The sequence below is a fragment of the Thiogranum longum genome, assembly GCF_004339085.1.
Lineage (GTDB): Bacteria > Pseudomonadota > Gammaproteobacteria > DSM-19610 > DSM-19610 > Thiogranum > Thiogranum longum.
The window spans coordinates 1,885,691-1,898,735 of the sequence record NZ_SMFX01000001.1 but is presented as its reverse complement, the minus strand read 5'-3'; the positions used below and the strand labels follow the sequence as shown (position 1 = coordinate 1,898,735).

Annotated in this window: 14 protein-coding genes; 9 read left to right on the top strand and 5 right to left on the bottom strand. The window is 55.9% G+C overall.

All coding sequences use genetic code 11. The annotated features are described in order from the left end of the window. The first annotated feature begins 107 nt into the window (after positions 1-107). From DFR30_RS09355 to DFR30_RS09345, 3 genes are read left to right on the top strand one after another with little or no spacing between them, the layout of a single operon-like run. Positions 108-467 carry a hypothetical protein gene (locus DFR30_RS09355; protein ID WP_132972594.1) on the top strand — a complete coding sequence of 120 codons (360 nt, stop codon included), beginning with the start codon at positions 108-110 and terminating at the stop codon, positions 465-467. After that, positions 464-742 (top strand): hypothetical protein, encoded by a 279-nt coding sequence (locus tag DFR30_RS09350; RefSeq protein WP_132972592.1) that lies wholly within the window; start codon positions 464-466, stop codon positions 740-742. Before DFR30_RS09355 ends, DFR30_RS09350 begins: the two co-directional genes overlap by 4 nt. Continuing rightward, complete coding sequence (locus DFR30_RS09345) at positions 727-1,092, top strand: hypothetical protein (protein WP_132972590.1); 366 nt, start codon at positions 727-729, stop codon at positions 1,090-1,092. Before DFR30_RS09350 ends, DFR30_RS09345 begins: the two co-directional genes overlap by 16 nt. Here the strand turns inward: DFR30_RS09345 and polX are convergent. Next, entirely contained in the window at positions 1,089-2,813 is a 1,725-nt protein-coding gene (polX, locus tag DFR30_RS09340; protein ID WP_132972588.1) for a DNA polymerase/3'-5' exonuclease PolX, read from the bottom strand. The genes DFR30_RS09345 and polX overlap by 4 nt on opposite strands. Before the next feature lie 137 nt (positions 2,814-2,950). Here polX and amrS point away from each other — a divergent pair, with 137 nt between their 5' ends. The 5 genes from amrS to DFR30_RS09315 are packed head-to-tail and all read left to right on the top strand — an operon-like array spanning position 2,951 to position 6,826. Next, complete coding sequence (gene amrS, locus DFR30_RS09335; RefSeq protein ID WP_132972586.1) at positions 2,951-4,045, top strand: AmmeMemoRadiSam system radical SAM enzyme; 1,095 nt, start codon at positions 2,951-2,953, stop codon at positions 4,043-4,045. Positions 4,046-4,087: 42 nt separating this feature from the next. Then, a complete protein-coding gene (ahcY, locus tag DFR30_RS09330; RefSeq protein WP_132972584.1) occupies positions 4,088-5,356 on the top strand; it encodes an adenosylhomocysteinase in 1,269 nt (422 codons plus the stop codon). 1 nt (position 5,357) lies between these two features. Further along, a complete protein-coding gene (locus DFR30_RS09325; protein WP_132972582.1) occupies positions 5,358-6,074 on the top strand; it encodes a protein-L-isoaspartate(D-aspartate) O-methyltransferase in 717 nt (238 codons plus the stop codon). Positions 6,075-6,083: 9 nt separating this feature from the next. Then, positions 6,084-6,518, top strand: coding sequence for a host attachment protein (locus DFR30_RS09320; protein ID WP_132972580.1), 435 nt, complete (start codon positions 6,084-6,086; stop codon positions 6,516-6,518). 26 nt (positions 6,519-6,544) lie between these two features. Next, positions 6,545-6,826, top strand: a complete 282-nt coding sequence (locus tag DFR30_RS09315) for a DUF3175 domain-containing protein (RefSeq protein ID WP_132972578.1) — start codon at positions 6,545-6,547, stop codon at positions 6,824-6,826. Between the two features lie 36 nt (positions 6,827-6,862). Here DFR30_RS09315 and DFR30_RS09310 read toward each other — a convergent pair whose 3' ends face one another. From DFR30_RS09310 to DFR30_RS09295, 4 genes are all read right to left on the bottom strand, one after another. After that, positions 6,863-8,995, bottom strand: coding sequence for a SulP family inorganic anion transporter (locus DFR30_RS09310; RefSeq protein WP_132972576.1), 2,133 nt, complete (start codon positions 8,993-8,995; stop codon positions 6,863-6,865). 126 nt (positions 8,996-9,121) lie between these two features. Further along, positions 9,122-9,694 (bottom strand): DUF4124 domain-containing protein, encoded by a 573-nt coding sequence (locus DFR30_RS09305; RefSeq protein WP_132972574.1) that lies wholly within the window; start codon positions 9,692-9,694, stop codon positions 9,122-9,124. A gap of 125 nt (positions 9,695-9,819) precedes the next feature. Continuing rightward, positions 9,820-10,527, bottom strand: a complete 708-nt coding sequence (locus DFR30_RS09300) for a hypothetical protein (RefSeq protein WP_132972572.1) — start codon at positions 10,525-10,527, stop codon at positions 9,820-9,822. After that, a complete protein-coding gene (locus DFR30_RS09295; protein WP_132972570.1) occupies positions 10,524-11,075 on the bottom strand; it encodes an RNA polymerase sigma factor in 552 nt (183 codons plus the stop codon). Before DFR30_RS09295 ends, DFR30_RS09300 begins: the two co-directional genes overlap by 4 nt. Before the next feature lie 278 nt (positions 11,076-11,353). Between DFR30_RS09295 and DFR30_RS09290 the strand changes: the two genes are divergently transcribed. Next, positions 11,354-13,024 carry a hypothetical protein gene (locus tag DFR30_RS09290; RefSeq protein ID WP_132972568.1) on the top strand — a complete coding sequence of 557 codons (1,671 nt, stop codon included), beginning with the start codon at positions 11,354-11,356 and terminating at the stop codon, positions 13,022-13,024. Positions 13,025-13,045 lie beyond the last annotated feature (21 nt).

The window sequence follows — 13,045 nt, the reverse complement described above, 5'->3', positions numbered from 1 at the left end:
CATCCCGACAAAGGTCAGAAGTTCTATCCGGTCGTTTGCGCGCACCCAGGCCAAGGCAGTATATTCGAAGTGGACAGAAGGTGTCCCTTGCAGGGAGAATAGATAACATGACGACCCAAACTGAGCAACAGGACGAACTCGACGCCCTCAAGGACGACCTTGCCGCGTTGCGCGACGATGTCAGTGCCATCGCCGCCAGTCTTAGGGAGTTTGTCAGTCAGGCCGCCCAGGCGAAGCGTGCCGATGACGGTACTGGCGGCGCCGAGACGGAGCCGGTCGATAATGAAGCCGCGGAAAATCAGTGGCGGGAGTTCAAACGCAAACTGGAAGAGACCCGGGGACATAGCCAGCAAACCATGCAGGATGTGAGTAAAGAAGTGACACGGCATCCCCTGGCGAGCATCGCGGTGGCCTTTGGTGTTGGCTACGTCACGGCCAAGCTCTTCAAGCTGCTGAGCTGGCGATGAAGACGACACTCTCCGATCTCGTAATCGCCCTGCTGGATTTACTGGAAGCCGAGGGCCGCGCCCTGCGCAGTTCGACGTTGCGTGTCGGCCTGGGACTGGGGCTGCTGGTCATTGCTGTCGGTATGCTGATGGTGAGCGCGGCCTTTTTATTATGGAGTGCCTACCAGTTTGTCTCGCTGTGGCTGGAGCCTGCGCTCGCCGCCCTGGCAATGTCCCTGCTGGCACTGCTGATCGCCTTACTTATCGTGTATCTGGTCAAATGGCTGAACCGCTGACGCCGGAACAGGCCCGCGAACAGTTTCGCAAGGTCAGCGCCGGCCGGCGGGTGCGGCAGTCATTGAGCATCGACGAGGCCAAGGTCCGCCTGCGCGAAATCGATGAAGCGCTGGAAATCAGTCCGGCTGTTGATTACCTCAACCGGCGCGAATGGCGAAATGCCCTGCTTTACCTCATCTACTGGACCAGCACGCCGAACGGGCGCGCCGCCCTGGCGCCGGTGTTGCTGCGTCTGTTATCGATTGTCAGCCTGGTGCTGGGTCTGCTACACCGCCTTTTTGTGCACAAGTCCGATCAGAAGCCTGAAGCCGCGCCGACCGACAACGACCCCGCCTCCGGATCTGGTTAGCGGGTCCCTGCCAGCAGTTTGCGTAATTCTGACAGTGGGCGGGTATTGAGTACATCCTGTTTTTCCAGCCAGCCACGCCGCGCCTGACCAATACCAAAACGCAAGTTGTCGAAGTCCGCGATACTGTGTGCGTCAGAATTTATACTGATCAGCACACCTTCCTCGCGCGCCAGTTGGCAATGAGTATCCAGCAGATCCAGTCGTTCCGGGTGTGCGTTCAGCTCCAGAAAACAGCCGCGTTCACGCGCATGACGGATAATTCTCGCCATATCCACGTCATAGGGGGGGCGTTGGTTGATCAGGCGCCCGCCAGGGTGCGCCAGCAAGGTGAAGTTGGGGTTGTCCATGGCGCGTAGAATACGACGGGTCTGCTTTGCTCGCGTCAGCTCGAAGCGGCTGTGCACGGCGCCGATAACCAGATCGAGCTGTGCCAGAATGTTATCCGGCAGATCCAGGCTGCCGTCTTCAAGGATATCCACCTCGATGCCCTTGAGCAGGGTGATGTCATGATCCCCGGCATTGAAATCATCGATTAATTCAAGCTGTGCCAGCAGCCGTGTGCTGTCCAGTCCGTGTGCAACTGTCAGGCGCCTGGAGTGGTCGGTGATGGCCAGGTATTCCAGTCCATGCTTTCTTGCTGCAGTGGCCATGACCTGGAAGGACTCGTGGCCATCGCTGGCATTGGTGTGCGAGTGCAGGTCACCGCGCAGGTCATTGTTTTCGACCAGTGTGGGCAGCAAGCCGGCTTGGGCGGCCTCGATTTCGCCACGGTTTTCCCGCAGCTCCGGCGGGATGAACGGCAGGCCAATCGACGCAAACACCTCTTCCTCGGTCTTTCCGGCAACGCGCTTTTTGCCCCGAAAAACCCCGTACTCGTTAATCTTGAGCCCTTTGCGCCGGGCGATGCGGCGCACGGCAATATTGTGCGATCGGCTGCCGGTGAAATAGTACAGTGCTGCGCCGTAACTGATTTTCGCTACTACACGTAAATCGACCTGCAAACCACTGCGCAGGATGACAGATGCACGCGTGGTGCCGCTGGACAGTACATTTTCCACTTCATCGTAGGCGACGAAGTGTTCGATAACACTGTGGCCATGGCGTGCAATGACCAGGATGTCCAGGTCTCCCACCGTTTCCCGGCAACGCCGGTAGCTGCCGGCAACCTGCACCTGGCTGACGCCCTCGGCGGTTTTAAGATACCCCACCAGCGACTCGGCATAACGCGCGGCAACAGCCAGTTTGAAGCGTTTCCCGGTATCGGCATGTGCCTGCAGGGCATCGAGGATGCGTGCTTCGGTTTTTGCACCGAAACCGGGCAACCGTTGAATCAGGCCATCGCGGGCGGCACGCTCCAGTTGTTCGCGATTGTGGATATCCAGTTCGTGGTAGAGGGCCTGTACGCGCCGTGGACCCAGGCCCGGCAGTTTCAGTAACGTGGTGAGGTCAGCGGGGAGTTTCCTGCGCAGTTTGTCCAGCGTGCGGCAATGGCCGCTGTCGAGAATTTCATGAATCTTGTCAGCCAGGTTTTTGCCTATGCCAGGCAGGCGGGTGATGTCGTCACCGCGCTCGACCCGTGTGCGCACATCCTGGCCGAGTTCGCGCAGGGTGCGCGCACCGTTGCGGTAGGCGCGAATACGGAACGGGTTGTCGCCTTCGATTTCAAGCAGGTCTGCGATTTCGTCAAATACCGCGGCGATGTCTTCGTTATGAACAGGCACCAAACCCCTCCCGCCTTCTGGTTAAGGCATAAATGCTTACTATACTTTAGACAGATGTCGGGCCTGTTGATACGCGTCAATGACAGGTCTTGATAAATCGGTTATTTGTCGCCATATAGCACACAGGAATGACACTTATGACTGAACGCGATCAATATACTGTAGACACAAAGTACTGGCACAAGCTGGAGGATGGGCGGGTTCAATGCGACCTGTGCCCGCGCTTTTGCAAACTGCACGAAGGCCAGCGTGGCTTGTGCTTTGTTCGTCAAAATCTCGACGACCAGATTGTGCTGACAACCTACGGCCGTTCCAGTGGTTACTGCATCGACCCGATTGAAAAGAAACCGCTGAACCATTTCCTGCCCGGTACGCCGGTGTTGTCGTTCGGTACCGCGGGCTGCAACCTGGCCTGCAAGTTCTGCCAGAACTGGGATATCAGCAAGTCACGGGAAATCCATACCCTGGCCGACGAGGCATCACCGGAACTGATCGCCAGTGCAGCACAGGAGCTGAATTGCCGGAGTGTGGCCTATACCTACAATGACCCGGTGATTTTTCACGAATATGCTATCGATGTCGCCAAAGCCTGCCATGACAAAGGTATCAAGTCGGTTGCGGTCACTGCGGGCTACGTTTGTCCCGAACCGCGCAAGGAATTTTACCAATACATGGATGCGGCCAACGTCGACCTGAAGGCCTTTACCGAAGACTTCTACCACAAGATCACCGGTTCACACCTGGCACCGGTACTGGAAACGCTGGAATACATCAAACACGAAACCGATGTCTGGCTGGAAACAACAACCCTGTTGATCCCGGGCAAGAACGATTCGGACAAGGAAATCAACGAAATGACCCAGTGGGTGGTGGAAAAACTCGGGCCGGATGTGCCCATGCATTTTTCCGCCTTTCATCCCGACTGGAAAATGATGGATGTTCCACCAACACCCAAAGAAACCCTGGTGCGCGCCCGTGATATTGCCATGAAAAACGGCGTGCGTTATGCCTATACGGGGAATGTGCACAATGAGGCAGGCGACAGCACTTACTGTCACAAGTGCGGTGAAAAACTGATCGGCCGTGACTGGTACGTGCTGTCGGACTGGAACCTGACCGCGGACGGGAAGTGCGCATCCTGCGGCACGCCCTGTGCCGGCGTCTTTGAAGAAAGGCCCGGGGACTGGGGAGCGAAACGTATGCCCGTCAGGTTGCGTGACTTTGCAGCCTGACCCGTTATTGAGCGTAATGAGGTGACCGCGCAATCTACAGGGATGGCAATTCCCGACAAATGCGATATTGCGGATCCGGCATTGTCAGGGGCGGGTCGCAGGCGTATCGAGTGGGCGTGGCAGGAAATGCCCGTGCTGCGTGAGCTCATGGCCCGCTACAGTCGGGAACAACCCCTCAAGGGTATTCGCCTGAGTGGTTGCCTGCATATCACCACCGAAACTGCCAACCTGGCCCGTACACTGAAAGCAGCAGGGGCAGACATTGTGCTGTGCGCCAGTAATCCGCTAAGCACCCAGGATGATGTGGCGGCTGCGCTGGTCGAGCACTACGGAATTCCGGTATTCGCCGTACGCGGTGAGTCAACGGAACGTTACTACCGGCACATCGATGCGGCGCTCGACCACCAGCCGGTTATCACCATGGACGATGGGGCCGACCTGGTCAGCCGGATTCACCAGTCGCGTCCCGACCTGGTTGAAAACATGCTGGGGGGTACTGAAGAAACCACCACCGGTGTCATTCGCTTGCGTGCCATGGCTGCGGAGGGCGCGCTACGCTTCCCGGTCATCGCCGTGAATGATGCCATGACCAAGCATCTCTTCGATAACCGGTACGGGACCGGCCAGAGTGCACTGGATGGGGTGATTCGTGCGACCAATATCCTGATTGCCGGAAAGACCTTTACCGTGGTCGGTTATGGTTGGTGTGGTCGCGGTATCGCCATGCGCGCCAAGGGGCACGGTGCCAATGTCGTGGTAACCGAAGTCGAACCCTTGCGGGCACTGGAAGCTGTGATGGACGGTTTTCGTGTCATGCCACTGGTGGAAGCGGCAGCACTGTCCGATTTTATCGTCACGGCCAGCGGGGACAAACATGTTGTCGACAAGATCCACTTCGAAGTTATGAAGGACGGTTGTGTGCTGGCAAACTCCGGTCACTTCAATGTCGAGATCAATATTCCCGCACTGGAAGCCTTGGCCGCCGATAAACAGCGGCCAAGGAAATCAGTCGATGAATACCGGCTTCCCGACGGGCGACGGATCCGCCTGCTTGCGGAAGGTCGGCTGGTCAACCTTGCCGCGGCGGAAGGACATCCCTCTGCCGTTATGGACATGAGCTTTTCCAACCAGGCGCTATGTGCCATGCACCTGGCAACACAAACACAGCGCCTGGATAACCGTGTGCACGGAGTACCCGTTGAAATCGACCAGGAGGTGGCGCGCCTGAAACTGGCAGCAATGAATGTGCAGATCGACACGCTGACGAGTGAGCAGACACGTTATCTTTCCTCCTGGCAGGAAGGTACCTGAGATGCGAAACGGGCAGCAGAATATGATTGATGATATCAATGCCGAAGTGCGTTATACGCACAGCCTGATCGGCAAGGATGCACTCGACCCGCGGGTGATGGAAGCCGTGCGCAAGGTGCCACGAGATGCGTTCGTACCACCGGAGATGAGAGTGGCTGCGTTTGAAAACGGCCCATTGCCCATCGGCTACGGCCAGACGATCTCGCAGCCGTATATCGTGGCCCTGATGACAGACCTGCTGGCACCTGAACCTGACCACAGCATTCTTGAAATCGGCACCGGTTCCGGTTACCAGACCGCTATACTCTCGCAGTTATGCAGCAAAGTGTATACGGTAGAGGTTGTCGCGGAGCTGGGCGCGATTGCAGCAGACATTTTCAAAAGGCTTGGCTATCGGAATATCGAAATGCGTACCGGTGACGGTTACCTGGGCTGGCCGGAACACGCACCGTATGATGGCATCATCGTTACTGCTGCTGCCGCCCGTATACCCGATGCACTCGTTGAGCAACTCAGACCAGGTGGCAGGATGGTTATCCCGGTAGGCTTGCCCTACAGCCACCAGGAACTGATGCTTGTCAAAAAAGACGAGCAGGGTAATACGGAAACAGAAACTGTGCTGGGTGTTGCCTTTGTTCCCCTGGTGGAAGGTGAACGTGGTGGCCGGCATCAGGGTTCGCCAGGTGAAAACGGTTCCAGAAACGACACAGGCTTATGAGGAGGCGTTATGTCTAAAAAGTGGGTTGTGGTCGCAGACCAGAGTAGAGCACGTATTTTTGCCGTTGATGATCCGCACGGCCCATTGCTGCAGGTAGATAAACTGGAGCACCCGGAAGCGCGCAAGCGGGAACAGGAGTTGACATCCGACCGCCCGGGACGCAGTTTCGACAGTGCGGGCCAGGGCCGTCATGCGATGGGAACAGCTGTCGAGCCAAAAAAGGAAGAGGCGCTTCGGTTTGCCAAACAGATTGCCGACTATTTGCAGGCCGCACATCGTGAAGGGCGCTTTAACCGGTTGCTGCTGGTAGCGGGGCCACCGTTACTGGGTTTGCTGAGGGACAAGCTGAAGGTTTTGTCCGGAGCAAATATTTCCGAGATTGACAAAAACCTCGGGCAATATGAAGCGCAGGAGATCCGCAGTCACTTGCCGGATCGTCTGTAAATAATCTTGTATCCATTCCGTCAGCGATGGCCAACGAGAGCAGCAACTGGACAGCCCGTGTCACACGGGAAAGTGATGCGCTGGATCTCGAAGAGGGTGTCTTTACCTGGAAAGACCCGCGTCGAATTGCACAGTCCCTGAAACGCTCCGCCGAGGCCAGCCGGCGGCGCAAGTCCACCCCGTTCCGTTCAGCGATGTCGATGCTCGTGTTCTACATCAACCGTGCCGGCAAGCACCTTGACCCTGAACAGAAAGCCGTTCTGGAGGCAGCTAAAACAGAGTTACGCAAGCTCTACAACCGTAGCTGAACCCGTCTGTATGTGCGTACCTGCCAGGGGAATGAACTAGCCGCTCTGTTCTGTGCTTACATAAGTCCGTAGCGGGCAGCTGGCGGCGTGATCGTTACCCAGTTTTTCCCAGGCGTAATCCAGTGCGTTCTGTACCCGGGCAAAGAAACGTTCCTCTCCCAGGCAATCAATATCGCCGGTGCGTCGGAGGGTATCCATGAACTGGCGTTTCATACGCGCAATCAGCAATTCGATGCCTGACTCGCTCAGGCGCTTGCTCAATTCGACCAGCATCTCCTCGCCGGTGGCATCGATCTGGTTGATACCCCCGGCATCAACGATCACGAATTTCAGATCCGGGTACAGCGAAACCTTTTCAAGGATCTTGTCTTCGAAATAACCTGTGTTGGCAAAGTACAGCGAACCATCGAAACGGATGACAGAAATGTTGTCGCAGGTTTTGAGTTTGTGAACGGTGATGTCGCGCAGACTGCCATCCCGGTAGCGTGACAGCACTGCTACACGGGGTTTCATGGTGCGGTACAAATACAGTCCCAGCGACAGTCCCACGCCGATAAGGATGCCCTTGTCCAGGTGCGGCGCCAGCAGCAGGGTCAGCAGAAAAGTAATGATAGCCACGAATCCGTCGTGTTTGTGTGCCTTCCAGGCATGCCGGACAGGTTCTATACGCACCAGGCCCATGACAGCTACCATGATCACTGCTGCCAGCGTTGCCTGGGGCAGGTGGTACAGCAGTGGTGTCAGCCATAGCAGTGCCACTACGACAACCAGACCTGTGACCACCGAGGAAAATCCGGTTCTGGCGCCAGCGCCGATATTGACCGCCGATCGTGAGAAGGAGCCGGCCACTGCATAACTTTGAAACAGACTTCCGACAATATTGGCCATTCCCTGACCGACCAGTTCCTGGTTGGCGTCGAGACGTTGCCGCGTACGGGTAGCCATATTCCTGGCTATGGCGATCGCCTCCATAAAACCGATCAGCGCAATGGTCAGTGCAGCGCTCAGTAACTGGGTTATGGCATTCCAGTCAAACAGGGGCGCCCGGAAATCCGGGAGACCGCCGGGAACATGGCCAACTACGGCGCCACCGCTGGTGACCAGTAACTCCCGTTCGTCAATGATGTTACGTAACCGCCATATGCCACCCAGTGTTTCCAGACCGGCAGGTACGTTATCCCGTAGATAGAGTTTTGTTTCATTGTTGTCAGCGGCGGGTACCAGTTCGAAATGCAGGTTCCTGAGTTCTTTAAGGTCGTCCTGGTGCTGCTGTAATTTTTGTTGCAGGGTAGAGGCTGAAATATCACGGGCATGCAATGCGCTGAGTGTCTTCGGGGAGTCTTCACCGAATTTTTCCAGGGCAACACGGTAATCATGTTCGGTCATGAGCTTGCGTTTCTGGAATATCCCGATTTCCTTGCGCAGTTGAAATTGCTCCTGGACCAGCAGTTGTACTTCGGGGTTCGCAATATGCTCTGGTGAAACCTGTCGTCGTTGTTCATATCCCCACAACCAGGATACTGCTGTTGTAATAACGACAGCGATCAATACGCCCGGTAGACGGGGATTGAATTTGCGCAGGCCAATCATGATGCAGAAGGCCAGGGTTGCCATGGCCAGTGTAGGCAGGTGCCCGTCGGAAAGACCGGCCAGAAGCGTATTCCAGACCGTTTCATAATGATGCTCGGCCTTGTCTACGCTGACGCCAAGAATCTTACCCAGTTGGGAGGAGGCGATAATAATAGCGGCGGCATTGGTAAAGCCCAGCACAACCGGATGGGACAAAAAATTTACCAGTACGCCAAGGCGCAACAGCCCCAACGTGATCTGGAACAGCCCGACCAGCAGGGCGAGCAGAATGGCATAGGCGATATAGCCTTCACTGCCGGTGCTGGCCAGCGGCTCCAGTGCTGCGGCTGTCATCAGTGATACGACAGCCACCGGGCCGTTGGCAAGCTGACGTGAGGAACCGAACAGGGCCGAAACAATGGGTGGCAGAAATGCGGCGTACAAACCGTAATAGGCAGGCAGGCCGGCGAGCTGTGCATAGGCCATGGATTGCGGGATCAGTACCAGTGCAACCGTCAGGCCGGCAAGCAAATCAGCCCGAAGCGTAGCGGGGTGACGTAATTCGCCTATCCAGGAGAGAAAAGGCAGCAGTTTCGACAAATAGGCCTGGTTTTCTCCGGATCTCCCCACTGGACTGCCTCTTTACCGTTGATTATTGTCCACGGAGGGTAAATAGCCTGTCGCTCGAAGTCCACTCCGTCAAGTCAGGTATGGAGATACCGGGTGCTAAGGGGTGGGTATCACGGGAGAGGGCGGGGGTGTCTGTGCGGCTACAGGCGGTTGAGTGGGAATGTCTACAGGAGGGGGGGCCATTTCCGGTGGTAAACCGGTGATACTCAGTTTGCCGAATCCGCCATTTACGCATTTGTTAAATGCCAGGGCACTGACCTTCATCGATGCGATGTCCTGGCTGTGCCTGAAACCACTGACAAAGTTTATGACATTGAGTGTAAGAGGATTGATGTAACCGGGCCCGCCGTACTTGTCGATCAGCCGGGAGGGTTCTGCCCCCTGCTTTATTGCGCCAAAGCTTTTCGAGGCAAAGTTGCGCACTTGTGCACAGGCTTCGCGATCGGTTGTTTTCCTGGCACCAACACCACGCATCTGTGCGCCGGTTTGTGCGGCTGTACACGGCGTTTGTGAATAGCTGACGCTGCCACTGGCATCCGCACAGCGGTATACCCGGGCAGCCACGGGGTGGCTGGCAACAAGAAGGGCTATTGCAAGCAGTACAGGGGGTAAAAACCGGTCGAATTTAGCGTAATAAAGGTTGGTATCTGGGTATTGCAGTTCACGCATGAGTGGTTGCCCGGTTTGTCTGTGGATCCAGCCCGCAGGCGGGGTTACCCGGGGTGTCGGCAGGACTCACCCTAACCTTTACCTGTGTGGGAAGGTAATGGCATAACGGGACACAGATTTCGGATCTAGATGCGTATATAGGTCCAGCCTTCGGTAAGGCGTTCTATCAGGTGATCAGCAGCCGGTGCATGCGCGTCAACGCCACTGATAACCCTGGCGTCCAGTCCGAGTTCACGCAGTTTTCCCAGGCCTCGGCTACAGGCAATGAAACGGACATTGTCGTAGTGGGCAATGAGACGTTTGATACTGTCGACATGATGGGAGGAGGCGGTGCGCATGAAATCAAGGCCGCCCGAGTTGGCGACGACTTCGATTTGTGCGTCGGTATTCCGGTACTGTTGAAGGATTTGCCTGGTGCGATCAAGAACTTCTACGAAGCGGGTTTCGTCAGCATCGCTGATATGAAGAATCACATGAGGCGCTCCAGTGCTGGCAGTGCCCAGCGCGATGGGCGGTAGGGTATTACCCCTGAGTGAATGACCACCCCAGCCGGCACCAAAGGCAAGTACAGCAATCAGCAGCGAGGCGGCAATCTGGAACGGTGAAGCATGACGCAACCGCCAGTTGATTCCGGGTAGTGCGCGTGTCGGGGCCTTTTCACCTTCAAAGGAAAACTTGACCCATTCCTTGGTGCGCTGGAGTTCACAGGCGCGCGCGCGGGCAGATTCGTCGTTCTCCATCTGGATCAGGATGCGGCTCTTCGTCTGTGCGTCAAGCTCACCATCGACATAAGCGTGCAAAATACGCTCGATTCTGAAGTCTGTTTTACTCACTTGACCCTCCGTAGGTGTCCTCTGGACACCGGTTGAGTGGTGCGAAAGTTGGCGAGTACTTTTTGCAGGGACTGCCTTGAAGTATATAAGCGGCTCATAACCGTGCCAATAGGGATATCCAGTATGTCTGCCACTTCGGCATAACTGAAGCCTGCAAGATCGACCAGTGTGACAGTTTGCCGTTGTCCTGCGGGCAGGCGCAGTATGGCATGTCTTACATGGTCGACCACTTCCTGTTCACTACAGCCGGCCTCGGCATCGCCATCACAGCAGATTTCTACATCGTCAATATCGACGGTGGGCCGGACGCGACGCAGGTACTGTTTCCAGCAGTTACTGAGAATGGTGTACATCCAGGCATTCAGGCGTTCTTCTTCCCGTAACTGGTGAATTCGTTGCAGGGCAATCATCAGGGTCTCCTGTACCAGGTCATCGGCAACTGCCGGTTCACCGGACCAGGAAAGCGCTACGCCATAAAGTCGATCACGGTTATCTGATATTTTTTTGCGCAGACAGCGGGCATTCAACAAGCGGTCAATGATTTCCATACAAACAGAGATGCGATAGCTGCCTGATTTATTCAATAAACCTGTTCACGCTTGCTCATAGCGTTTCTACAGGCGAAGTTAAATCGAATATATCGGGAGCTGACGCATCAACACTATCGTAAGAAAATAAAGTTTTTTGTTAAACGTATCAAGAGGCACATAACAACATGACAAGTTGTTGCACGTTATATTAGCTTCGCAGCAGTCGATCCTGTCCCGTTGGCCTTGGCGCAAATCAGTAAAACCACTAATACTAATATTGTGAGGAGTTCGACACGATGAAAACGATAAATCCACTTACGAGTCTGGCCTATGGGCTAGGTCTCGCCATGCTTGCGGGCAGTGCCATTGCGCACGATCCCGCGTCTGAGCCGGGAACACCGGTTTGTACGGAATCCAATCTCATGGCAGCGGATGCCCAGAATGCACCCTTCTCGAATGCCCCCGGCCCTGGCCGTGTGCTCGAGATGAATATCACTACGGGTGAGCGCGGCATCACGGTTAACGTTCCGTTCAGTGCAGATAATATAGGTACACCGATCTGTGATAACGGAGGCGTCGACTGTCCCGGACCGTGGAAACCAACAGGTGTCTTGTCCGGTGGTGAGGATGGTCATGCCCTTATTACCAGTGCCGCACAGCATGCGATTACAGTATTCCATCGTGATGGTACACCTATCAAAACCGGGCCTACGCTGCCAACCTCGCCATCTCCCGATGGTGGTGGTTACGGGTTTGTACCTCGCCTGTTGGGTAGTGGTTACATGCCTAATGGTAATGTTGCACAAACGGTCTGTGATGCCAATTTCTTCAATGCGCCAAATTCCGATTCGGTAAGCCCGAATGGAAATACACACGCCAGTGGAAACGCATCCAACCTGTTCTTCCCGCCGGTTTTCAGTACACCAGAGCGCGGCGCTAATGGCCGGGTTCTTGTATATGATCAGGTTACGCTGGAAGTGGTCGACGAATACAGCAAACCCACGGAAGGACCTTACGCCAATGACCCACGCTGGAATTGCCCGGCAGGTGTCCTCTTTACCTCTGAGGGTCTGTTCGTGAGTATGTTCCATGGCGATGCGGTGTTTGTGATCGACTGGAAGGACGGTATCGACAAGGCAAGCAGGGGTGTCGGTTCCAACGGCAAGGGCAGTAACGGTGACAGTGACAGCGATGGAGATGATACCTTCAAGCTGGGCAAGAAGAAAAACCAGGCCAAGATCATCCGGGTGATCGATTTGTCCAACGATGGGACTACGGCTACAGGTGGTGCGCTTAACTACGATGATGCACCGAACTTCGATTCCCCGAATCGTCGTGATAACCTGCGTGCTATCCGGATGTCAGAGGATGGAACCCTGTGGGGTACACGTCGTTCACGTTCTGCACCTTGTGCCGAAGGTGATGCCTGTAACCCGGGTGTATTCCGCCAGCACATCTTTGCCTCTGCGCCCGGCGCTGGTCACAGGACCGGCAGTCTCGCGCTGGATCCGGGTGTGAACGTGATCGCCGGTACCACCATCAACCGTATGTCAGGACCGGGTTGTGAGTTTGTCCAGGCGGAGGTGATCGCTAACGGTGGCACGCTGACCGGTGATGAGTGTGATGTTGAAACACTCTATTTCGGAGCCTCTGCAGCTAACCCCGGTTGTGACCCGAACGGTGACGGTATTAATGGCCCCGGCCATCCCGCCAACCAGTGCTTCAAGCCTGGTGGTTCCATCCTTGAGTACCGTATGGATGCGGCACATCTTGATGGCGCCACTGGCTCATGCACCGGTGATCCTGCCGATGGTTACGGTCCGGGAGAGGGCAACGAAGGCTGTGCCATGCCGATTGCGCAGTTTGATTTCGTCTCTGACGGCGCGACCAGCGGCTTGCCGGCTGGTACTGTCGAGACAATTGATCCGCGCATGGTGATGACTATCCACGAAGCCTTCACCCAGTAAGGTGAATCCACAACCAGCCGG